At 40.3% G+C, this 21,757-nt stretch carries 22 protein-coding genes; 20 read left to right on the forward strand and 2 right to left on the reverse strand.

All coding sequences use genetic code 11. The features are described from left to right. Positions 1-154: 154 nt before the first annotated feature. From ACIQXV_RS14355 to ACIQXV_RS14370, 4 genes are all read left to right on the forward strand, one after another. Positions 155-313, forward strand: coding sequence for a DUF1540 domain-containing protein (locus ACIQXV_RS14355; RefSeq protein WP_402959899.1), 159 nt, complete (start codon positions 155-157; stop codon positions 311-313). Next, on the forward strand, positions 310-825 hold the full coding sequence (locus tag ACIQXV_RS14360; protein WP_402959900.1) for an amino acid ABC transporter ATP-binding protein: 516 nt from the start codon (positions 310-312) through the stop codon (positions 823-825). The genes ACIQXV_RS14355 and ACIQXV_RS14360 overlap by 4 nt, the downstream gene beginning before the upstream one ends. A 162-nt stretch (positions 826-987) precedes the next feature. After that, on the forward strand, positions 988-1,926 hold the full coding sequence (locus tag ACIQXV_RS14365; RefSeq protein ID WP_402959901.1) for an FkbM family methyltransferase: 939 nt from the start codon (positions 988-990) through the stop codon (positions 1,924-1,926). Positions 1,927-2,122: 196 nt separating this feature from the next. Then, a complete protein-coding gene (locus tag ACIQXV_RS14370) occupies positions 2,123-2,500 on the forward strand; it encodes a VOC family protein (protein WP_402960036.1) in 378 nt (125 codons plus the stop codon). A 441-nt stretch (positions 2,501-2,941) separates the two neighbouring features. Here the strand turns inward: ACIQXV_RS14370 and ACIQXV_RS14375 are convergent, their stop codons facing one another. Next, positions 2,942-3,214, reverse strand: a complete 273-nt coding sequence (locus tag ACIQXV_RS14375) for a hypothetical protein (RefSeq protein ID WP_402959902.1) — start codon at positions 3,212-3,214, stop codon at positions 2,942-2,944. Between the two features lie 514 nt (positions 3,215-3,728). On the opposite strand from ACIQXV_RS14375, the gene ACIQXV_RS14380 reads away from it, so the two are divergent. The 4 genes from ACIQXV_RS14380 (at position 3,729) to ACIQXV_RS14395 (ending at position 7,813) form a co-directional block, all read left to right on the forward strand. Further along, entirely contained in the window at positions 3,729-4,187 is a 459-nt protein-coding gene (locus ACIQXV_RS14380) for a MarR family winged helix-turn-helix transcriptional regulator (protein ID WP_402960037.1), read from the forward strand. Between the two features lie 316 nt (positions 4,188-4,503). Next, positions 4,504-5,865 carry a DHA2 family efflux MFS transporter permease subunit gene (locus ACIQXV_RS14385; RefSeq protein WP_402960038.1) on the forward strand — a complete coding sequence of 454 codons (1,362 nt, stop codon included), beginning with the start codon at positions 4,504-4,506 and terminating at the stop codon, positions 5,863-5,865. Positions 5,866-5,960: 95 nt separating this feature from the next. Continuing rightward, complete coding sequence (locus tag ACIQXV_RS14390) at positions 5,961-6,410, forward strand: universal stress protein (protein WP_402959903.1); 450 nt, start codon at positions 5,961-5,963, stop codon at positions 6,408-6,410. Between the two features lie 242 nt (positions 6,411-6,652). Beyond that, positions 6,653-7,813 (forward strand): DUF4317 domain-containing protein, encoded by a 1,161-nt coding sequence (locus ACIQXV_RS14395; protein WP_402959904.1) that lies wholly within the window; start codon positions 6,653-6,655, stop codon positions 7,811-7,813. 81 nt (positions 7,814-7,894) lie between these two features. On the opposite strand, the gene ACIQXV_RS14400 is transcribed toward ACIQXV_RS14395, so the two are convergent. Then, positions 7,895-8,665 (reverse strand): IclR family transcriptional regulator, encoded by a 771-nt coding sequence (locus ACIQXV_RS14400; RefSeq protein ID WP_402959905.1) that lies wholly within the window; start codon positions 8,663-8,665, stop codon positions 7,895-7,897. Positions 8,666-9,251: 586 nt separating this feature from the next. On the opposite strand from ACIQXV_RS14400, the gene ACIQXV_RS14405 reads away from it, so the two are divergent. The 12 genes from ACIQXV_RS14405 to ACIQXV_RS14460 all read left to right on the forward strand — a co-directional run bounded on the left by ACIQXV_RS14405 (position 9,252) and on the right by ACIQXV_RS14460 (position 21,692). Then, positions 9,252-10,292 (forward strand): phosphotriesterase family protein, encoded by a 1,041-nt coding sequence (locus ACIQXV_RS14405; protein WP_402959906.1) that lies wholly within the window; start codon positions 9,252-9,254, stop codon positions 10,290-10,292. A 21-nt stretch (positions 10,293-10,313) separates the two neighbouring features. Beyond that, positions 10,314-11,318 (forward strand): phosphotriesterase family protein, encoded by a 1,005-nt coding sequence (locus ACIQXV_RS14410; RefSeq protein ID WP_402959907.1) that lies wholly within the window; start codon positions 10,314-10,316, stop codon positions 11,316-11,318. 129 nt (positions 11,319-11,447) lie between these two features. Next, a complete protein-coding gene (locus ACIQXV_RS14415; RefSeq protein ID WP_402959908.1) occupies positions 11,448-12,611 on the forward strand; it encodes a thiolase domain-containing protein in 1,164 nt (387 codons plus the stop codon). Positions 12,612-12,614: 3 nt separating this feature from the next. Continuing rightward, positions 12,615-13,031: a Zn-ribbon domain-containing OB-fold protein gene (locus ACIQXV_RS14420; protein ID WP_402959909.1), complete on the forward strand. Its 417-nt coding sequence runs from the start codon at positions 12,615-12,617 to the stop codon at positions 13,029-13,031. A 57-nt stretch (positions 13,032-13,088) separates the two neighbouring features. Next, the gene (locus ACIQXV_RS14425; RefSeq protein ID WP_402960039.1) at positions 13,089-14,753 is read left to right on the forward strand and encodes a CocE/NonD family hydrolase; all 1,665 of its coding nucleotides are present in this window, start codon (positions 13,089-13,091) and stop codon (positions 14,751-14,753) included. A gap of 18 nt (positions 14,754-14,771) precedes the next feature. Continuing rightward, on the forward strand, positions 14,772-15,722 hold the full coding sequence (locus ACIQXV_RS14430) for an MBL fold metallo-hydrolase (RefSeq protein WP_402959910.1): 951 nt from the start codon (positions 14,772-14,774) through the stop codon (positions 15,720-15,722). Between the two features lie 16 nt (positions 15,723-15,738). Then, positions 15,739-16,434, forward strand: coding sequence for a 3-oxoacid CoA-transferase subunit A (locus tag ACIQXV_RS14435; protein ID WP_402959911.1), 696 nt, complete (start codon positions 15,739-15,741; stop codon positions 16,432-16,434). Next, entirely contained in the window at positions 16,427-17,107 is a 681-nt protein-coding gene (locus ACIQXV_RS14440) for a 3-oxoacid CoA-transferase subunit B (protein ID WP_402959912.1), read from the forward strand. The genes ACIQXV_RS14435 and ACIQXV_RS14440 overlap by 8 nt, the downstream gene beginning before the upstream one ends. Further along, complete coding sequence (locus ACIQXV_RS14445) at positions 17,104-17,859, forward strand: GntR family transcriptional regulator (RefSeq protein WP_402959913.1); 756 nt, start codon at positions 17,104-17,106, stop codon at positions 17,857-17,859. The genes ACIQXV_RS14440 and ACIQXV_RS14445 overlap by 4 nt, the downstream gene beginning before the upstream one ends. Positions 17,860-18,010: 151 nt before the next feature. Beyond that, a complete protein-coding gene (locus ACIQXV_RS14450) occupies positions 18,011-19,117 on the forward strand; it encodes an FAD-dependent oxidoreductase (RefSeq protein WP_402959914.1) in 1,107 nt (368 codons plus the stop codon). A gap of 133 nt (positions 19,118-19,250) precedes the next feature. Next, positions 19,251-20,177, forward strand: a complete 927-nt coding sequence (locus ACIQXV_RS14455) for an alpha/beta hydrolase (RefSeq protein WP_402959915.1) — start codon at positions 19,251-19,253, stop codon at positions 20,175-20,177. Positions 20,178-20,438: 261 nt separating this feature from the next. After that, entirely contained in the window at positions 20,439-21,692 is a 1,254-nt protein-coding gene (locus tag ACIQXV_RS14460) for an MFS transporter (RefSeq protein WP_402959916.1), read from the forward strand. The last annotated feature ends 65 nt before the right edge of the window (positions 21,693-21,757 follow it).

Consider the following 21,757-nt stretch of genomic DNA (forward strand, 5'->3'; position numbering starts at 1 on the left):
AATGATTAGTCTAATCTTTTGGGGATTAGGCTATTTTTTTGAAAAAATCATAACGCTACTTTGGCAGTGTCAAAGCATAGGTGGAAAAATCTTGTTTCAACTAACTTTGAAGGGGGGATTAAATAAGAAAACCTTTTAGAGGAGGTGGCACAATATGAAATTGGATGTAAAATGTAATGTTAAAAACTGCAAGTATGGGGCAGATGGCGACCAATGTGTGGCTGACTCCATCTATGTCATAGGTCCACACGGCAGCAGAAAGGCTGATACTGTGGAAGATACAGCTTGCAAAACTTTCGAGCATCGTGAATGAAAGATGGGGACTGTTCTTCTGCATCTGGCTCTGGCAAAAGTACTCTGCTGCGATGCCTTAACTTTTTAGAAAAAAGGGAAGGTGGGAGAATTTCAATCCGCAGGGAAGAGATTAGCCCGGAAACCCACAATATTAACAATGTCCGCCAAACGGTGGGTCTTGAGGATAAGGCGAATGTTTATCCAAGTAAATTGTCCGGCGGTCAAAAACAGCGTGTGGCAATTGCCAGATCGCTGGCCATGAAGCCGGATATCATGCTTTTTGATGAACCGACATCTGCCCTTGATCCGCAGCTTGTTGGTGAGGTATTGGCAACCATGAAGGAGTTAGCCGATGAAGGAATGACCATGGTAGTGGTTACCCATGAAATGGGCTTCGCCCGTGAGGTCGCTGATTGGATTGTCCTCATGGACGATGGCAGAATTATCGAAAGAAATCGGCCAAGTGAATTCTTTGATCATCCAAAAGAGCAACGTATAAAAGAATTCCTCCAAGTAACCATCTTAAAATAAAAAAGCTAAAGCTCAGAAAGCAATGATTGTGCCCATTGTACATGTCTACGTAAGGTTAATTTTTTGTAAATCTACCTATCCATTGTAGGACTTTCATAAATTTAAGAGAAATCATAATAAAGCTATTCCCGTTTTCATCACAAAAATAGGAGGACAGACACTTTGATCTCAAAAAAAGTTTTCGTTCGGAAACCATTGTTTATGAAAATGTGGGAACAACATCCTACTATTTGGAGATTGCTCATTGACTTCGGAATCTTACTTAAATATAAAACATTAAAGAGTGATAAACTGCCAAATAAAATTGTTTTACCATCTTCTACTATGATTTATGTTAATTCCAATGAGAATCGAGGCAGGGCATTATTGATTAGTGGCGGCGTAACGCAAAACAGACTTTTTTATTTTTGGAATAAATCAGTAGAAGCCTATTTACCAGAATTGATCATTGATGTTGGTGTAAATTATGGTGAATGTATCTTTTCTGCTATCTATCCCGAACACGCAAAAATAGTTGGAATTGAGGCCAATCATCGCTTAATTCAATACATTAATCAGTCGAAAGAAAACCACCCGAATAAAGGCCAAATGACCATTATTAATGCCTTGGCCTCAGATAAAAATGATGTCCAAAAAGAATTCTATATCGATCAACACTGGTCAGGCACCTCTTCGGCCTCTTATATTCCATCTCATAATATGATTGAAAAGGTACCGGTTTCTGCAATCACCATTGATTCACTGTTCGAGCAAAAGTTATCGTATGGGAGAGTGCTATTTAAGGTAGATGTTGAGGGATATGAGGCATTTGTCTTAAAAGGAATGACGGAGTTACTTAAAAAATGTGATTCAGCGATCGGTTTTATCGAATTTAACAGTGAATATATAGAAAGGTCAGGCATTGCAGCTGATGAATTCTTTACCTTCTTACAAAAGAATTTTACAGTGTATATTTACACAGTCAATGAAACATTAGTAAAAGCAAACTTAATCAATTACGAAGACTTACAAATGATTTTTGGTACTACTTATTTTCATACAGATTTTATATTACTAACAAATGAAGAGCAAATCGATCTATTTGATTTTACATTGGAATAAAATTTCATTTACAGTATCCAACTGAAAGAGATAATGAGATAAATAAAGACAATCCACTTCAGTGGGAGGTTCCTTATTTATATCACGAAGAATATGAACTTGCGAAAAAAACTGCATAACCTGAAATTGCCTTATGGGTTTCAGATTGGTAAACTGATTTAATAGAAAGATGTTTGTAAAAGGAGAGGTTTACGTGATAATTAATAAAATAGGAAAAGTTACTGTTTATGTTGAGGATCAAGAAGCAGCAAAGGATTTTTGGATCAATAAAGTTGGCTTTGTCTTAAAAATGGAACAGCCTATGGGACCAGATTTCTCCTGGATTGAAGTTGGACCAAGTGATGACGAATTTATGACTTTAGTACTGTATTCTAAGGAAGCGATGGAACAGCATCAGCCATCTAAAGTGGCTCATCCGTCTATACTTTTCAGTACAACAGATATCGAATCAGCATATGAGAAAATGAAACAAAATGGCGTACAAGTAGAGGAAATGTTAAGAATGCCATTCGGCACAATGTTTTCCTTTAAAGATCAAGATGGAAATGATTATTTATTAAGGGAAGATAAATAGAAAAGAAGTAAGCCCTCCAGTGCGTTATAGCATTGGGGGGCTTACACATTCGAAGAGTAAAGAATTAGCTAAAAAGGGTTGTTATTCGCCATGATTTTCGAATGAAAGGAATAAATTTACCCCTATTTTCGACATCATTTTCTACTGCTTTATGGGGTCATCCCTTTATTCATAGGCTTAACGGGTGTTTTAATCAACCATTTGATTAGTTTATTTTTTTCTAATCAATCGTTTGATTAAAAATGCTAATAACCTTAGTACAACGGGAATTATTTGACTAAAACGGCTGAGAAATTTGTTGGAAAATGAATGCAATAAAAATGGCCATCGCGATATCCTATTGCTATGTTCATTCCTCATGCAGCTCCGCTGAATTTCTATAATAATTTTTATCCCGTATTATCGGGCAGTAAGACCCCCACATCAAGATTTGAGTTTTTTTCATATTTTCTTTTTTGAAAATCCCGTCATGACAAAACACGTAGTAAACGCAGCGGTTGTCACGATCATTGCGAATAATATTCCAAATGCCCTCATAAATGTATCTTCACCTGGATAAGACGGTATAAGAGTTACAAACATATAAATGAAAATAATTGTTAAGAATATATAAAAACTGCTGCCAACGATCCCCATTTTCAAACGATTTCTTCTTGTTCCTTGCCATGCATTATTGATTAATATCCATAAAAAAATACTTCCGATTACTGCCAAGAACATCACCAGTAAATGAATATATGGAATCATGAAATGCGTGGACACATAAAGAATAAGATACGTTGAAAAAAATAGAACGGCATTCAGGACAAATAAGAATATTCCCGTTCCCCAATGGTTTTGAAACCATTTTGTACTTCTTAGTTACTGGACTAGCTTATTGTTATCGCCAAGTGTGCTTATGATAGGATTTTTGAGGAACATCACAAGTATTACACCAATAAGCCCTATTAATAAAATCGATGACATGCCATTTCCCCCCTTAAAGCCTTGATCCTGTCTCTTATTTTGGAAAAACTTATTTTATTTAATTAATTCGGCAATAAGATCGGAACTACCGGGCATCAATAAAATCAGCGACGTAACAATAAATAGAATTCCAATAACAAACAGGAATATGACTATTTTAAATGGTATGAACTAACAGGAAGACCATGAGAACTGTCCATTACTGGGGAGTCAACCAAATTGACAGCAAATAGCCGATTTTGTATAGTAAGTGGCGAAGATGATGATAGGAGTGAATCGTTTGACTTCAAACTCTGAATTACAAAATTTGGACCTTATCGATTTAATAAGCGAGCGTCATAGTTTAGTCCGAAAAATCTCGGAGAAAGCATGGAACGATAAAAGTGAGATTTATATTTCAAATTCTGAATGGTATATCATGGCCAGGATTTATAAAAAGCGTCCTACCATTTCGTATGTTACAAAAAATGTAGAAATTTCTCGCCAGGCGATACATAAGTTTATCAAAAATCTTTCTGCAAAGGGATTAGTGGAAATCAATAATCTAGAAAACAACAAGAAAGAGAAGTGTATCCAGTTAACAGCTTTAGGAGAAGAATGCTACGAGAAAAATGAGGCCCTTAAGGCCCAGCTTGAAAATAAAATTGCAGAAAAAATTGGTGCTGAGCAGGTAAAGAATCTTAAAGACCTATTAAAGTTAGATTGGGGAATCGAACCCTAAAAGCTGCCAAAGAAACGAAAAACCACCCCTTTGTCAATGAGGTTGACAAAGGGGTGGTTTTTCTTTAAACTAAGTTAGTCAACTTGGTTGACTAATTAATTTCTTGTTTTTTACAAAATTAGCCCCGTTAGTATCTGGAGGTGTACTACAGAGATGGACATCGCTGAAAACCGAAAACGCAATGAAGATTACGGTAATACCATATTTTATTAAAGGAGATTTATAAGTGAATACAAAAATAAATACAGAATCGATAGCGGAAAAACAAATCTATACAGCTCCGGTCGTGAAACAACAAATCAAAACAGGCCCGATAATGGCTGCACTGTTAGTGGCAGGCTTTGTCGGACTTTTTAGTGAAACAGCATTAAATATTGCCTTAGGAGATTTAAGTCAAATATTCAATGTCAACGCTACAACTATCCAATGGTTAGCAACAGGCTATTTCTTAACATTAGGTATTTTAGTGCCGGTAACAGGCATTTTGATGCAGAAGTTTACAACAAGACAAATGTTCTTGACTTCAATATCACTATCCCTTATAGGGACTATAATAGCCGCAGTAGCACCTGTATTTATTCTTTTATTGGTAGCACGTGTTATCCAAGCAGCAGGATTAGCGATAGCTTTACCTTTAACGCAAAATGTTATTTTCACCATCTTCCCTCCAAATAAACGAGGCGCCGCAATGGGAGTTATGGGCTTAGTTATGTTAGCAGGTCCAGCTTTAGGTCCAACAATTGCGGGACTTATTTTAGATACATTATCCTGGCATTGGATTTTCTGGGTTACAGTACCTTTCTTACTATTTTCTCTACTTTTCGGGCTTAAGTATTTACCGAATGTGAATGAGGTTCGTAAGGTTTCGATTGATGCAGTATCGGTTATTCTTTCAACGATCGGATTCGGTGGGGTCGTTTACGGATTCAGTGTATCTGGGGATGCCGGTTGGACAAGTCCACCTGTACTTGGATCCATCAACATTGGATTTGTAGCACTTATTCTTTTTACCATTCGTCAAACGAAAATGGAGACGCCTATGCTGAATCTAAGAGCATTTAAAACCCCGCTTTTCGTTATTGGCGTTATCTCAAGTTTTATCACGTTCTTTAATATGTTATCCATGCTTGTTATTTTACCGATGTATATGCAAATGGTCCTATTAATAGCTGCATTTACAACAGGTCTCGTCCTTCTACCAGGAAGCTTGCTTAACTGTATCTTAGCTCCAACCATTGGTCGTTTATTTGATAAATATGGTCCGAAAGCGGTGATTACACCGGGAACTATTTTAGTAGCGATTGGTTATGTGTTTTATTCACAATTTGGGACAGATACGGCTTTATGGATGATTGTGGTAACACACATTGTCATGATGTTAGGAATAGGTGCAGTGCTTGCTTCTGTACAAACCAACACATTAAATTCTCTTCCAAAACAGTACTATCCAGATGGAATTGCGATCACTCAAACGATCCAGCAAGTAGCTGGTGCGATTGGTATTGCAGTAATTGTTTCGCTTTTATCAGCTAAACAAAACAGTTACCTAGCCACTGCTGCCAATGACTTACCACAAGCAACAGCAGCTGGATCATCTCTAGTCTTTACTATTAGTTTAGGATTAGCGAGTGTTAATGTTGTCCTGTCTTTATTCATGAAAAAGCCTACTACTAATTAATATAATGGCAAAATCTTACATTCTGCACTCTACCTTTATATAGGGTGCAGAATTTAAAACTGGTTTAAAATCATGTTAGAAGGGGATTATGGCAGATGGAACATTATAAAAGTATTCTAGTCGCTGTAGACGGTTCAAAAGAAGCTGAATACGCATTTCGCAAATCCATTAATGTTGCAAAACGTAACAAAAATTCCATATTAACCATAGTAAATGTAATCAATACTCGTTCATTCGAAGCTTATGACCGCTCGGTTGTTGAGCGTGCACAGGTGGCATCAGAGGAACTGTTAAATGGCTACAAGTCAGAGGCTGAGGCTGAGGGTGTTAAAAATGTAAAGGTAGTAATCAAGTATGGTTCTCCAAAGACGATTATTACAAGCGAGATTGCTAACTTAGCCAAGGCGGATTTAATTATGTGTGGTGCAACAGGGTTAAATGCGGTGGAACGTTTCTTGACTGGTTCCGTATCTGAAGCAATCGTACGTTCAGCTAAATGCGATGTTTTAGTTATTCGAAGACCTGTTTTACATGCTGTTAAATGAGAAGTGTATGGCAAACATGACTTTATCAGATAATTAAAAGCAAGCAAAGTTTCTAGGATGACTTTTGATCATAATAATTTTAATAGATGTAAAATGTCAGGAGGCCATTCGGATAAGTGAACTTGTACGAATGGTCTATTTTTTTATAGCTAAAATGTGAAAAATAGTAACAGAAAGCAGGTGCTATAGCGTATTCCTAATTTCCTATCTTAACAGTATAATCATGAAAGGGAGTGAGACAAATGAATAAAAAAGATATCGCTAATATCCGCAAGCAATTTAAATTAGATAATCACCTGTTGAACATACGTGAAATCTTCAATGTTTATGTTCAGAAAGAATCCGGTGAGATTTACCATCATGTCAGTCAGCCATTTCAAATGTTAGAGCAGGAAGCTCAAGAATTGTTTTTGGCAAACTTTAAAAAGGTACTGACAGGCCACCTTGATGCCAAACTGTTTGAGCTGAAATTCACCCGCGATGTGGAAGACAGTACCCAAATGTTCCTCTTTGAAGGGCTGCAGGCAGATACATCGGACGATTGGAAAGAGTATATGCTGGAAATTGTCACGAAAATGTTTGCCCATACAGTTTATGAATTTGACTCGGTAGTGACGTTTATCCGGGGAGAATATCGAAAACCGACGCGGAAACGGGATATGGAATCTGAAGAAGGCGGAGATGACGAAGTTTATTCCAACTCGTTTATCCTATGTAGTCTCAATAAAACCGACCAGCCCAAAAAAGCCTTGACGTTTGATTATATCGAGAAAGAATTCAAATCGTATAACTTCTTTGACCCGATCATTAATTTGGATTCTCCATTGTCAGGATTTCTGTTCCCGGTTTTTAATGATAATGCAGCAGATGTGAACCATATTCTCTATTGTGCAGGGAAAGCCAATCAACCAGACTTTGGATTTATTGAAAAAGTTCTTAATTGTGAAGAAATCATTACGGCCCAGGAAGATAAGGACTGTTTTGATTTCATCTTAAAAGAGGTGATTGGAGACGAGGTCGATTCTCAAGTCATTTCTAATGTATATGAGGAAATCGATAAGTTGGTACAGGAGAATAAAGAAAATGAAGAAAGTGAAACCCCTACGTTGGATACTCGGGATATCGAACGGATCTTAACGGTTAGCGGGGTCGAAAATGTCGAAACGGCCAAAGTAGAACATGCCTTCAAGGCGGTCGTTGCTGACGAAAAACATGAATTCAAAGCAAGCAGTGTGGTCCCGAAAACGATAAAAATCAATACGAAGATAGCGGATGTAACGATCAACCCGAAAGATCTGAAATATGTAAAATATATTACGTTCCAGGGAAAACGGTGCCTATTATTAGAGGTCGATGAAGATGTGGTCGTGGAAGGATTTCGACTGGAATCTGAAACACTCTAATGAGCTTCAGATTTCGGTTTGCAAATGTCGAGTAACATAAAAATCGGGGAAACTTCCCCGATTCTATGTTACTATTCGTTGTTATTTTACCTGTGATCTATAGCCGAAACTGCCTGAAATTTCTTTGCTGATTCGGATTAAATAATGAGATAGTTCATTATTTTCATTGAGAGGGATAAATTCAGAAAAGCCAGCAACTGTTACGGCTCCAAGGAGTTTTTTCTTATAGTTAAAGACTGGGAAGGATACGGAGGACACTGATGAAACCAGTGGTTCCCTTGCAAAGGAAATTCCTTTCTCAATCACATCTCTGCATTCATCTTCCAGCTGGCTGACCAATTCTTGCGGAACTTGTTTGAATTCATCTGCCTTCCAATCATGAATAATTTGCCCGTCCATAAAGGCCATAAACACTTTGCCAGTTGCAGAACGAATAGGAAGTAAGGTTCCTATATGAGCGCCAATATTAAACCCCCGATTGTTGTTAAATTCTTTTACGATCATTGGACCATTATGGGTCCAGCTAGAAAATAGAACGGTGCTCGAGCTTTTTTCGTTAATTTCATACAGAAAAGGTGAAATCCGGTCGATAACATTTTCTTGATCTACAGCAGCCATCCCATATTCAATCAATTTACTTCCCAATACGAATTCTCCTGTATCCTTGTTACGATACAAAATTCCTAATTGTGTGAAGGTATTTAAATATTTATAAAGATTACTTTTTGTAATCTGTGTTAGTTCTTGAATATCAGAAAACTTTAACGGCCTGCCCTGTTTCGCGATTGATTCTATAATACCCATCCCAATTTGTAACGATTGGATGGTTGTTCCTTTTTTTATGACTTCCATATCGAACCCTCCTATAAACCTTAATCCCTATATTAGCATTGCAGTGCATTAAATCCTACAGTCAAATTATTGGCGGTGGAATGGGGGATTGGCTGCTGCTCTTGGGACAGAGGAGGCTGGTCAAAAAACAATGTTACTTGAACAAGCGCCTTAATTAACTTCTGTTTAGAAAGAAAATAGAGCTGCAGCCGAGTCTTCTAAACTAAGTATGAAGGCAGCTTTTTAATTAGAAAACAAATAAATATAAATATTAATATATCAAAAAAATAATAATTATTCTATTTTAAATTATCAGAAAAATGTTTGACTTTGGTATAACAATATTATAATATGAAATTAATAAATAGTGATTCATGTCACTATTTATAGAATAGAAAGCGATTACATCTTCAAGATGACATTCTTGTGAGGTTAGGCAAGTAACTCCAAGCAAGAATTTTTTTATTTAGCATAATTGGACCGACTGGTCTGTTCATTAATTTTATTTTTGGACCGACCGGTCTGATTAGGCGTTTTTTTTCAAGTAAATCATCGCAAACTTCCACACCCTTAAGGTGAGGAACTATAAATGATAGGAGGTTTTACAATGCTAGATCATTTACAAGGAAAAAGTTCAGGCGTTGTTCGTACTGTTCTTGGACTGGTGCCGACTCAAAAACTAGGGGTTGTGCTCATTCATGAATCACTACTTTCAGTAGTGCCAGGTGCAGAGTATGCGCCTGAAATTGATATGGACAGGAGTAAGATATTCGAAGTCTTAAAGCGTAAGCTTACTGAGTTTCGTAGAGTCGGAGGAAAAACAATTGTCGATCGTAGCGGTATGTTCCATGGTCGTGATGTAAAACTTTACGAAACGCTTTCTAAAACAACAGGTGTACATATCGTCGCGTCCACAGGTTTAGGGCCAGAGCCGATGTTAAGCGGGTACTTTCTTACACCACAAAAAAATCCTCCTACACCATGGTCAGCAGAACAATTTGCTGATTTGTTTGCAAAAGAGGTCACAGAAGGAATCGTTGTGCCACGTATTGAACGTTCAGGACTAGCAGGATTAGTAACGTCAATCGCAAGCCAAAGCGGTATTTCAGAAAAAGAAACGAGTCTTTTCCGTGGTTCTGCACAAGCAGCTCTCGCAACAGGAGTACCTGTATCCGTACAATACGGTGCAGATGCTGCCGGCGATCTTGACATTTTATTAGGTGAAGGAATTGAACCAAACCGTGTCATCATTGGCGGACTTGACCGTCTAGATGCTGCCCGCCGTAAAGAAGCATTTGCTGTTGCGCGTCGTGGTGCTTATGTTGCATTAGATCATGTTGGTTGGTCTACACACGAAGGTTACGTAAGCGATGTGGAACGTGCGCAATTAATTGCAGAGTTATTCGAAGAAGGTCTTGGTGATCGTGTATTGATTTCAACGAATGCGGTTGGTGTTGCAAAAGGTCATAAGGCAAAAGATCTTGAATTCGATTACTTACTGACAACATTCGTCCCAATGTTACGTAAAGCAGGCGTGACGGATGAACAGGTTAGCGCTTTAATAGAAGAAAACCCACAACGCGTACTTACTGTTGCTGCGGCAAAGGCTACAGAAAAGGAACCAGTTGTAGGAGCAGAACAAAAGTAAAGGTGAGGAGTGAATAAATAGATGGGTAAGGTAAATACGGTTTTAGGTCCAATCGCGACAGAAGATTTAGGGATCACAGCCATGCACGAACATATTGGTTTCGGTCTGCCGGGATGTGATTTAGATACTCAATGGTGGAAAAAACCTGAAGAAGCGTTTGACGTGACAATCCAAAAGTTGCGTCGCTTCCGTGAACATGGCGGTAAAACATTCGTAGACTGTACAGGGATCGGAAATGGCCGCGATGTTGAATATTTCCAGGTCCTTTCACGTAGAACAGGTGTAAATATTGTTGCTGTTACAGGCTTTGTAGCAGGAGACTCAGCGCTGCCATATTTTCGTAACCAATCAGTCGAGTATCTTACGGATTTATTCATCCATGAAATTACGGTTGGTATTGACGGTACAGGCGCAAAGGCAGGTGCTATCAAAGTAGGTGTAAGTCGCGGCGGTAAGCTAAGCGAACTTGATAAACGCATTTATCGTGCAGCTGCACGAGCAGCGTTAAAGACAGGAGCTCCAATTATTACACATTTATGTGTAGATGCTGAAACGGCCATTGCCATCTTTGATGAAGAGGGCTTATCACTTAATCGGGTGCTAATGGGTCATGCAGATGATGGTGGATATCTCGATGAAGAACGTGACAATTTGATTGCGAATCTAGGTGGATGGGTAGGCTTCGATACAATCGGCTATGACAGTGAGATGGAAGGTGCACCATATTGGTCACGTCCTCGTCAAGATCGTGTTGAACATTTCCTTCGTTTCCTAGATAAAGGTTATGTTGACCGTGCACTTATTTCAGCTGATGCCAACTGCTGTGCTCTTGGCTGGCCAGGATTAAAAGGACACTCAGTAAATTACTTGTTTGAAGAATTCTTACCGGATCTTCGTAAAGCGGGTGTTGGTGAAGAAGTATTTGAACAACTTTTAATACACAATCCTGCGAAAATCTTAACGATGCAAGAGCCCCATTCATTCGAATCATTCGAAAAAACGGAAGCGTTACTAAAAAGGAATTAGAAGTGCCATGTCGGTCGGCTTCTGATTCTAGAAGCCGACCCACTTCTTAAAGTGATAACCTTGTTCCGTGAAAAGTGACGTGATGTGATTTCAAAAATGGTTGAACAACATTAGCGGGGGGATTAGGAAATGAGCATTAAAGGAATGGCCTATATTGCAGGGGCGTTCGAGCATCCAACGCGTAAGGCTCAGGATAAATCGGTTGCCGCTTTACATGCTGAATGTGCGAAAGGTGCATTAGAAGATGCAGGACTAACTTTCTCCGATGTGGACGGGTATTTTTGTGCCGGTGACGCGCCGGGTGGTGTGCTGTCTATGGTTGATTATTTAGGCCTCAATGTACGTCATATGGATGGTACAGACACTGGCGGTTCATCGTACATTGCCCATGTTTCACATGCTGCACAGGCGATCGCAGCGGGAAAATGTAATGTCGCGTTAATTACAATGGCAGGTCGTCCGCGCTCAGAAGGTAGAAGTGGCGTTAAACAAAAACAAGTTGGTGCAAATGTTCCGGATACACCGTTTGAACTTCCTTTTGGGCCAACTGCTGTGAATGAATACGCGATGGCAGCGATGCGTCATATGCATGAATACGGCACGACGAGTGAACAATTGGCCTGGGTTAAAGTAGCGGCATCAACTCATGCACAATACAATCCAAATGCCATGTTACGTGATGTAGTGACAGTTGAAGATGTCCTTTCATCTCCAATGATTGCGGATCCATTACATAAATTGGATTGCTGTGTCGTAAGCGACGGTGGCGGAGCTTTAGTTGTCGTAAGACCTGAGATTGCTAAAAGTTTGAAACGTCCACTTGTCCGAGTGATGGGAGCGGGCGAGGCACCTAAAGGATTACTAGGTGGAAAAACAGACCTTACGTATACAGGAGCTGTTTGGTCAGGACCTAAAGCCTTTGAGGAGGCAGGGACTACACCTCAAGATATTAAATATGCTTCCGTTTATGATAGCTTCACCATTACGGTGTTAATGCAGCTTGAAGACTTAGGTTTTTGTAAAAAAGGCGAGGGTGGAAAATTCGTCGCTGATGGGAACCTGATTTCAGGGATTGGCAAGCTTCCAATCAATACGGATGGGGGCGGGTTGAATAACAATCACCCAGCAAGTCGAGGCGGCATCGTAAAAGTAATCGAGGCTGTTCGTCAGCTGCGTGGTGAGGCACACCCAAAAGTACAGGTTGAAAATTGTGACATTGCGTTAGCTCACGGTACTGGCGGCGGGCTGGCAAGCCGTCACGGAAGTAGCACACTTATTATGGAGAGGGTGTAAAGAATGGGAACTACCTACTATCAAGATAGATTGATGACAATCCCTGACATTCATCCGGAACATAAGGAATATTGGGATGCCGCTGCAGAAGGAAAGCTGCTGATCAAGCAGTGCGATGCCTGTGGTGAGTATCATTATTACCCACGTGTGCTATGTCCGTTTTGTATGAGCGATAAGACGAAATGGATGGAAGCGAAAGGCACTGGCAGTATTTACACCTATAGTGTGATGCGGCGAGGTGTCCCATATGCTATCGCCTTCGTCGCGCTTGATGAAGGTCCGAAAATGATGACTAATATCGTCGATTGCGATTTAGATACGGTGCACATCAATCAAAGAGTAAAAGTGGTATTTAAGCAAAGCGGCGATCAAGATAATCAAGGTCCTTTTATACCTTGCTTCACACCTGTCGAGGGTTAGAAGGCCTGAGAAGAGGAGCGGATTGAAATGATAATCAAAAAGAACGTACGGATTCCCATGCGTGATGGGGTGCATATCGCTGCAGATATCTACCTTCCTGATGGAGCAGCCAAAGTACCAGCATTACTTGCTCTTAGTCCGTATGGAAAGGAACTGCAAGCACAAGCGCTAACATTACCACCACAAGCACGTCCAAGCCATCTTTGGAACGGTGCAATCGAGGCAGGCGATATCCATGCTGTGGTCGAACATGGCTACGCGCATATTATCGCTGACGTTCGTGGTACAGGTCACTCAGAAGGTGAAATGTGCGGTAACTACAATTCAGGTGGTCATGGCGACGGTAAAGATATCTACGACATCGTTGAATGGATGGCAGAACAAGATTGGTGCGATGACAACATCGGTATGATCGGCATTTCCTACTTTGCATCTGTTCAAATTTTAGGTGCAGCGGAGCAGCCGCCACACTTAAAAGCAATCTTTGCGAACGGTGGTCACTTCGATCTTTATGAACTTTGTTATCACGGAGGGATCATGTGGTTAATGCCCCGTGCCTCTCGTGAAGGGCGTGGAGGCGATAGCGGTAACGCCTTCAATAACGTAGCAAGTAAGAGCTCGAAAGTATTCACACCAGAAGAGCTTAAACAAAAAACGCAAGAACGCTTAAACGATCCAGATATCGCACATTGGTCAGATTTCGTTCACCTTTTACATTATCAAGACCGTCACGAATTATGGATGGATTACCTATTAAATCCACTTGATGGCCCATTCTGGAAAGAAAAAAGCGCTATAGAAGTGGCGAATAAAGTTAACATTCCAACGTACTTCCAAGCAAAATGGGGCCGCGGTTGGAACGTTGAAGGTACAATCGAATGCTTCCACAAAGTATCAGGCATTAAAAAGCTTGATATCCAAGCGCTGCCGCCAATGTTAGAGCGTCCATTCCATGAAAGTCATGACGAAATGTTCCGCTGGTATGATTATTGGTTAAAAGGCATCGACAATGGCATTATGGATGAACCAACAGTGCAATTTTCTGTAGAAGGTTCTTACAAATGGCGTAAAGAAGATCACTGGCCATTGCCATATGAAGAAAAGAAAGAGTTCTACTTGCGTCCGCGGCACAAAATGAGCGAAAAGTGCGAGCCATTAACATCTGAATATGCACATCCAGATGGCTTCTATCAAGCACCATTAACTGTAACAACAACATCAGAAAAGATTAAATGGACTAGTGATAAATTCCAAGAGCCTGTAGAGATGACAGGTACAGGGGCGCTATATATTCATGCAGAAATCGATACAGATGATACAAACTTCATTGCCAAGCTTTATGATGTAGATCCAAGCGGCAAACGTACATTAATGACATCCGGTTATTTAAAAGCATCTCATCGTGAATTAAATGAAGAAAAATCAACATATGGTGAGCCATGGCACCCACATAATCGTGCGGTACCAGTAACACCTGGTGAAATTAATGAGTATGCAATTCGCTTATACCCATTCTCATTCTTAATTAAACCAGGACATCGTATTGAATTAGATCTTGCATGTAACGAACCACTTGATGGAGAAGATGCAAAATTACTGCCTCCAGATAGCTATCACTTACCAAGCGGTCGTGCCACAACACACAAAATCTATCGTGATGCAAAACACCAATCCCGTTTAGTATTACCAGTCATTCCTAAAGAATTTGACGTAACAAATTAGAGCAGAGGAATGAACAAGATGACAAATTCAGTACGTGTTATACCAATTGAGTGTAAATTTGGTCCAATTTCTGCATTTGCCTATTATGTGGATGCGCCAGAACCAGCTCTCATCGATACCGGTGTGAATGTCTCGGCAAGGCAAGACATTGAGCCAACTTTAGCTGAACACGGTATCCGAATGGAAGATATTCGTTGGATTTTACTGACTCATGGTCATGTAGATCATCTCGGTGGTGCTTATGAAGTATGGGAAAAAACAGGGCGACGTGCAAAAGTGGTCATTCCCAAAAAAGAAGCTCGACTATTGCGTGATCGCAATGAACATATTGCTGATTATATGGCACTACAAGGTAAATACATCACTGATCCAGCAATACAAGAAAAACATATTACAATGTTAACAACAGATATTGGTGGCAATATTGAACCGAACTTGGAAGTTGTTGATGGTGATTCTATCAATCTTGGAGGAGATATTACACTTAAAGTAATTGAAACTCCAGGTCATTCAATCGGTTCTGTTACCTTTCTATTAAATGGATTAAATTGGGCATTTGCGGCGGATGCAGTTCAAATGTATGGCGGCGCAAGTGGCTTACCAACGATTGAAAACCCAGTGTACTATCGTAAAAGTGTACAACGTTTATTAGAAGAAGTTCGTCCTCGACGATTATACCTAGGTCACCCATTCCGCAATATCAATGGCGAAATGCAAAGTGCACAAATTGAAGGTGAGCAAGTAGCAGCAGTGTTACAAGCGAGTCTTGATATGGATGCGAAATTACGTGATGTCGCGCTGCACCATTTAACAAATGAACTTGCTATTGAACAACATGAACTGTACGGACCATTTGGCAGGGTTGCAGAAGAAATTGGGTATACAGGCGATCCACGCCATTTGCCTTGTGCATTTTTTGTGACAATACATGGCTATAAAGAAGAATTAATTAATACTCGTAATAAATGAAAGGAGGAGACTCTACATGATCCAAAAGAAGTTTGAAAGTGCTGCAGAAGCAGTTGCTGACATGAAGGACGGGGCAACGTTACTTGTTGGCGGATTTGGGGGAAGCGGATTACCGTCACATCTCGTTGCGGCCCTTGTAGAACAAGGCGCGAAGGACCTAACGGTTGTATCGAACAATATTGGCGCCGTTAGTGATGGTGTAGCAGCTTTGATTAGTAACAACCAAGTAAAAAAAATCATCTGCTCTTTCCCAGTTGGTCCACATGAAAATGATTTAATTGAGCGGCTCCAAAAAGGTACGATTGAGCTAGAAATCTCTCCTCAAGGTACATTAGCGGAGCGTATACGTGCAGGTGGAGCGGGTGTTCCAGCCTTTTATACACCGACAGCAGTTGGCACGGAGCTTGGCGAAGGGAAAGAAACGCGAGAGTTCAATGGCCGTGTTCACGTGTTAGAACATGCTATTACAGGCGATTATGCATTTATTAAAGCACACCTGGCAGACCGTTGGGGGAATATTGTTTACCGCAAAACACAGCGTAACTTTAACCCTGTAATGGCGACAGCGGCAACTGTAACGATTGCTGAAGTAAGTGAAATCGTAGAAGTCGGCGGGCTGGATCCAGAAAACATTATCACTCCAAGCATTTACGTACATCGTTTAGTCCTGGTAGAGCAGGGGCAAGAAGGGAAGGTGTTAGTAAATGAGTAAAGAACAAGCGATTGGCTGGTCAAAACGTGAATTAGCAGCTCGTGTTGCGCTCGATCTTAATGATGGTTGGTTCGTCAACCTTGGTATTGGTTTACCGACACTTGTAGCGGATTTCATTCCTGAAGACCGGGAAATTATTCTCCATAGCGAAAACGGTCTCCTTGGTCTAGGCCCAAAACCAGCACCGGGTGAAGAAGATCCGGACCTTGTGAATGCCGGGAAAGAACCTATCACAATCGAGCCGGGTGGTTGTTTCTTCTCACAAGCAGATTCATTTGCTATGATTCGCGGTGGTCATCTTGATGTAACCATTCTTGGTGCATTCCAAGTTTCACAGTATGGGGATCTTGCAAGCTGGAAACTTCCGAACTCACCTCTTGGGCGTGTTGGCGGTGCGATGGACTTAACAGCTAGCAGTAAACGTGTCTTCCTCTGTATGCAGCATACGAGTAAGGGAACGCCGAAAATCGTTGAGGAATGTTCGTATCCACTGACTGCTCCTCGCTGTGTGGATCGCATTTATACAGACCTTGCAATAATCGATGTGACAGATAATGGCCTCGTTGTCCAAGAACTCGCACCGGGCGTTACTTTTGAGTACCTGCAGAAATGTACTGCTGCACCAATTAAGTATGCCGATAAAGAATCAAAGACAATCGGAGTTCAACAATGATTGGGTACACCCAAAAGCCAAAAATTGATCGCAGTTCCTCAGTTCCTCTTTATAAACAGATCAAGGCTATCTTGATTGAGGAGCTACAGACTGCTGATGGCGAGAATGGCCGACCTTTCAGCACGGAGCAGGAGCTTGTCCAGCGCTTCCACGTGAGTCGGGCACCTGTTCGCCAGGCTCTGAAGGAGCTTGCCGACGAGGGTTACGTTTATCGAGAGCGGGCGAAGGGTACCTTCCCCGTTCAGGAACTCCCTGTAAGGCCTCCGGGGTTAGAGTTAGGAGGACTAGTTGGCTTCCTTCGCGATCAAGGGTTAGATTGCACTTCGAAAATAGTAGATACAGACCGTGTGTTACCCACAGAGAATCTTTGCGCAATTCTTGGTCTTGAGCCGAGTGATCAGGTCTTAAAAATATCACGTTTAATTCTGCTTGAAGAGAAACCACTTGTATGGGCGCAGTCCTATCTATCCGTTTCGGAGGATTTCCATCCGAATAAACGGGAGCTAGAGAAGGTGGACAGTGTTTTCCTTCTCCTTGGAAGCGAACAAGGCATTGTTATTTCTCGAGGTGATCACCAGATTTATGCGTCAGGTGCAAACCGTGAGGAGGCAGAGCTTCTAGGTATCAAAAACGAGGACCCTGTTCTTGTAATAGAGACAAAGTTATACACGCGTAATGATCGCCTCATAGGTTGGAGAAGGGCTGTCCATAGAGCCGATGAGTATAAGTTCTCTTTCACGGCGAATCGTTGAGTCTTTGCAATTCAAATATGAAAGCGATTAAATTTACCTCCATTAATAATGGAGACAACTGCTATAGGGTTTGCTTTGATAAATGGAAACCAAATATTTGGAGGCATCTTTTATCAGTTAATTAAATTAATAGCTTAGGAGGGAAATATTTATGAAATCAAAGTCAGATGTAAGAATTGCTATTACCGGTGGCGGAATTGGCGGGGCATCAGCAGCGGTGGCTTTACGGCATGCGGGATTTAATGTCAACGTCTATGAGCAAGCTTCAGCTATAAAAGAGGTAGGTGCTGGGATCGGTTTGCGTCCGCCATCCATCCGTTATTTCAAGAAATGGGGGCTTCTTGAGGAAATTGAAAGAGTAACCCATAAGAGTGTTTTAATAGAAATCCTTTCAGATAAAGGGGATGTGTTACTTAAGGAACAATGGCCTGCTTTAACAGATGATCCGGATGAAAAATGGGCGAGATTGATTCATCGTGCAGACTGCCTCGACACGTTGATTAATGCAATACCATCTGAGTTCATTCATTTGCAGCACAAATGCAAATCAATCGTTCGTCATGGTGATTATGCTGAAATCGAATTTGAAAACGGTGTCAAAGTGGAAGCCGATCTGGTCATTGCTGCAGATGGGATCCGTTCCCTTACCCGTCAACTATTTTTCAGTCAAGCGGCGCCAGTTTTCCACGGTTATCATGCCTATCGTGCTCTAGTGAATGATGATGAAACATATGGTTTAGGTACTGAAGACACGCTCCGAATTTTCGCGGATGATAAAGTCAATATCTATTTGCTGCCTTTAAAATATCGGAAACAAGTGTCAGTGGATATTACCGTACCACACCATGACCCAACTGGGAGACCAAATGTACCGAAAGAAGACATGCTCAATCAAATAAAGAACTTTCATCCTGACCTCCAGAAGATTGCAGAAAATATAGATTACTGGGATATCCGCGCACTATACGATATTGATCCAGTTCACCAGTGGAGCAATAATTGCATCACTTTGCTTGGTGATGCCGCCCATTCAATGCTTCATAACCAAGGCCAAGGGGCCAATATGGCCATTCAAGATGCCGGGATATTGGTTGAATGTTTACTAGAAGCCGATTCCGTTGCAGAAGCTTTGGAAAAGTATGAGACTTTAAGAAAACCAGTGTGTCATTTATTTCAAAACTTATCCCGTCAGTTCCATAATGACAAGGAAGAAACATTTTTCCCTGAAAAAGAATTCTTTGAAAAGACTCCTGAGTAAAGTGATTTAAAGGAAAACCAAATAGGATTTATCGAATTATTCAAAAAGATTTCAGAATATTAACTAGTGTTGGAATATTCCGTCCCTTATTTAGTCAAATAAGGGACAGATTAAAATACGGAGGTTCCCACAGATGCCTGTACATCCCGAGATTAAAAAGATATTGGATTCCATTCCACAATTTGATACTAAACCGAAAATCATTCCAGAAGAACATAGAAAAATGTTTGATGCACCCATTTTACCTGTTGAAAAACGTGTGCAAGTTTATTCTGTTGAAGACAGAACCATTCCGACTGCTGAAGCTGATATACCAGTAAGAATTTATACGCCGGAGGAAGCAGATTCCTATCCACTTCTCATGTATTTCCATGGGGGAGCATTCTTCTCTGGAAATCTTGAAAGTCACGATGAAGTTGTTCGCCCGATTTGCATGGAATCCGGCTATAAAGTCATTTCTGTTGATTACCGTCTTGCTCCTGAACACCCATTTCCTGCTGCATTAGTAGATTGCTATAATGTGACAAAATGGGCAACCGAACATAAGGATGAATTAAAATGGGATGGGAAAACAGTCGCAGTTGCAGGGGATAGTTCTGGTGGTAACTTAGTTGCTGCCATCTCCCTAATGGCCCGTGACAAAAAGGAATTTACCATTTCGAAGCAAGTATTATATTATCCATCCCTAGACCTTGATTTCAGTGAATTTCGTTACCCATCATTAGTGGAAAATGGAAAGGGCTATTTCGTAGAAAGTGATCAGTTAGCTGAACATAACTCCTTCTATTTATTAGGGAATGTTGATACCGATAATCCGCTGGTTTCACCTATTCGAGAAGAAAATTTAGAAAATCTTCCAGAAGCACTTGTCATCACAGCAGAATATGATCCATTTCGAGATGAAGGGGAACTATTTGCGGAGAACTTAAAAAAATGTGGTGTACATGTTGAAACAAAACGATATGAAGGTGCTACTCATGGCTTCTTAGGTAAATTCACTCATCTTGATGAATATAAAGACATTTATAAACGAACAGCGGATTTCCTAAGTTCTAAGTAAGGCGTTTTCAACCCCTACGTTAACGTGGGCTTGAAGTGTTCATTTTGATAGGTTAACTGTATTTTACAACGGAAGTGATCATTGCGACTAAACCAAAGCATTGCGTCCAATCACTTCCGTATTATTATGAAATCCTTATTTATAGGACCAAGACTGCGGAAAATATTTTCAATATTCGGAACGTTGTTAAAAATCACCTTGGTATCAACGTATTTTAATAGCTATACCAATACATGATTTTAAGGAAGGGTGTTTTATTTAATGAAAAATAAAAAGTTTTGGACTTATGAAAATAAGTTAGTAGTAATCGTCTTCTTCACAATCGGATTCGTATTCTTTGACCGTTTAGCGATTAACTACCTATTCCCCATGATTTCAGTAGATTTAGGACTAAACTACACGCAATTAGGATTACTTGGAGCAGCTCTTGCATTAACTTGGTCAGTATCTGGTCCATTAGGTGGATTCATTTCAGATAAAGTTAAGAGTAAGAAATCAATGTTAGCAATTTTAGTACTCGCATTCTCGGTTATTTCATTAGCGCACGGTTTAGCACAATCATTTGCAATGTTATTCGTCCTACGTCTATTAATGGGTATTGTAGAAGGTCCAATGATTCCGCAAACACAATCGATTTTAGCCATGGAATCTTCGGAGCGTCGTAAAGGATTTAACTTAGGTTTCACAATGAACACAAGTAACGCATTATTCGGGAGTATTTTAGCGCCTGTAGTAATCGTTGCATTAGCAACAAATTTTGACTGGCATGTTGCATTCTATTTAACGATTATTCCAGGGATTATTTTAAGCTTTGTCATCCTCAAATCAGTTAAAAATCCAGATCCAGTGAAATTCCATGCTATGCATGCTACAAAATCGACTGATAAAGTTAAAGTTAAAGATGTTCTTAAGCACCGTAATATTTGGTTATCAATTGTTGTTTTTAGTTTAGTTATGACCACACTTATGGCATTCCAAATTTTTGGGCCAACATATCTAGTCCAAGCAAAAGGTTTAACTGAAACAAAAATGAGTTTCGTAATGGCTTCATTCGGAGTTGGATATGCAATCTTCGGTTTCTTAATCCCAACCATTTCAGAGCGTACTGGACGTAAACCAGCTTCTTTAGTTTCTGGCTTGTTGTTAATTCTCATACCACTTGCAATCGTTTTCGTGGATTCAATTCCATTAATGATGCTACTTTTATTCATTGGTTCTGCAGGTTCAGGTGTAATTGGCATGTCAATGTCAGTTATTCCAGTTGAGTCTGTTCCATTACAATACTCAGGTCTTGCAATCGGTTTAACAATCGGTATTGGTGAGTTAATCGGTGGATTCTTAAATCCAATGGTGAATGGTGCTTTAGCAGACATTTATGGTATTCAAACACCATTATTTGTAGCTGCTGGTGTGGCTGTGTTGGCATTCCTATTCTCATTATTCTTCAAAGAAACAGCACCAGCTAAAGTTCAATCAACACTAGGGCAAGATGTCAAAACTGGTTTCCCAGTATAATTTTCGTTAGTAAGTAACAACTTAGCCTGCCTCTTCTAGAAAGACGTGGGCTAGTTGTTCTTATT

Origin of the sequence: Neobacillus sp. NPDC097160, assembly GCF_044762155.1 — a bacterium.
Lineage (GTDB): Bacteria > Bacillota > Bacilli > Bacillales > Cytobacillaceae > Neobacillus.